1 protein-coding gene and 1 pseudogene are annotated in these 1,698 nt (G+C 70.4%); both read left to right on the forward strand.

Going from position 1 to position 1,698, the window contains the following annotated elements; genetic code table 11:
• The first annotated feature begins 141 nt into the window (after positions 1-141).
• Positions 142-1,248 carry a peptide chain release factor 2 gene (gene prfB, locus JNW98_RS34820; RefSeq protein WP_223772277.1) on the forward strand — a complete coding sequence of 369 codons (1,107 nt, stop codon included), beginning with the start codon at positions 142-144 and terminating at the stop codon, positions 1,246-1,248.
• Positions 1,249-1,481: 233 nt separating this feature from the next.
• Positions 1,482-1,698: pseudogene (locus JNW98_RS34825) on the forward strand (hypothetical protein); the annotation flags it as partial.

Here is a 1,698-nt window from a genome sequence, read left to right on the forward strand (position 1 = left end):
CTCCGGCCGCGGCCCCGCCCGGAGCGGCACCGCCCCGCCACCGCGCGTCCCCGCGGCGCCCCGCCGCCCCCGCTTCCCGCCCGGACACCCCGGTCCCGCACGGCGTCCCCCGCCGCCCCGCGCACCGGTTAGGCTGGTTCCGTGGCAGTCGTTGACGTATCCGAAGAGCTCAAGTCCCTCTCCTCCACCATGGGGTCGATCGAGGCCGTTCTGGACCTCGACAAGATGAGGGCCGACATCGCCGTGCTCGAGGAGCAGGCGGCAGCCCCGTCGCTGTGGGACGACCCGGAGGCGGCGCAGAAGATCACCAGTCAGCTGTCGCACCTCCAGGCCGAGCTGCGCAAGACCGAGACGCTGCGCGGCCGGATTGACGACCTCGGGGTGCTCTTCGAGCTCGCCGAGGCCGAGGACGACGCCGACGCCCTCGCCGAGGCCGAGGCGGAGCTGACCTCCGTCCGCAAGGCGCTCGACGAGATGGAGGTCCGCACCCTCCTCTCCGGCGAGTACGACGCCCGTGAGGCGCTCGTCAACATCCGGGCCGAGGCCGGCGGCGTGGACGCCTCCGACTTCGCCGAGCGGCTCCAGCGGATGTACCTGCGCTGGGCCGAGCGCCACGGCTACAAGACCGAGATCTACGAGACCTCGTACGCCGAAGAGGCCGGCATCAAGTCGACCACCTTCGCCGTCCAGGTCCCCTACGCCTACGGCACGCTCTCCGTCGAGCAGGGCACCCACCGCCTCGTCCGCATCTCGCCGTTCGACAACCAGGGCCGCCGCCAGACCTCCTTCGCGGGCGTCGAGGTGCTGCCCGTCGTCGAGCAGACCGACCACGTCGAGATCGACGAGTCCGAGCTGCGCGTCGACGTCTACCGTTCCTCCGGCCCCGGCGGCCAGGGCGTCAACACCACGGACTCCGCGGTGCGCCTGACGCACCTCCCGACCGGCATCGTCGTCTCCTGCCAGAACGAGCGCTCGCAGATCCAGAACAAGGCGACCGCGATGAACGTCCTCCAGGCCAAGCTGCTGGAGCGGCGCCGCCAGGAGGAGCAGGCCAAGATGGACGCCCTCAAGGGCGACAGCGGCGGCTCCTGGGGCAACCAGATGCGTTCGTACGTCCTGCACCCCTACCAGATGGTGAAGGACCTGCGCACGGAGTTCGAGGTCGGCAACCCGCAGTCCGTCCTCGACGGTGACATCGACGGCTTCCTGGAGGCCGGCATCCGCTGGCGCAAGCAGCGGGAGAAGTAACAAGAAGAAGCGGTACCAACCAAGGCGGATCCGGGCATACGGCCCGGATCCGCCTTGACGCTGTTCCGAAAACTCGCAAGGGTGACGAGCGGCATGCGTATCACTGGGGTGCGTGTGGTGGGGGGCGTGATCCGGTCGTGGAAGCCACGGCTGTCGAACACCGGTCCCCAGGTGCCACGTCCCTGTGCATAGCTGCTCCACTGACGAGACCAGCTACTGGGGGTAGCAGGCATATGACGAAGAGAACGCGGCTGCGCATGGCGCGGATCACCGCGGGTGCGGTGATCGCGGCGGGCGCTTCGCTGACGGCCGCGGGCGCGGCGGCGGCCGCCGGTGTGGACGTGCCGCTGGACGGCCTGAAGAAGGGCAAGTCCGTGTCGGTTCCCGACGGGCCGGGCGACGGCCAGACGCCGCCGCCGGGCGGTACGGAGACGACGCAGCCTCCGACGA

The sequence above is a fragment of the Streptomyces huiliensis genome (genome assembly GCF_020037025.1).
In the GTDB taxonomy this organism is placed as follows: domain Bacteria; phylum Actinomycetota; class Actinomycetes; order Streptomycetales; family Streptomycetaceae; genus Streptomyces; species Streptomyces huiliensis.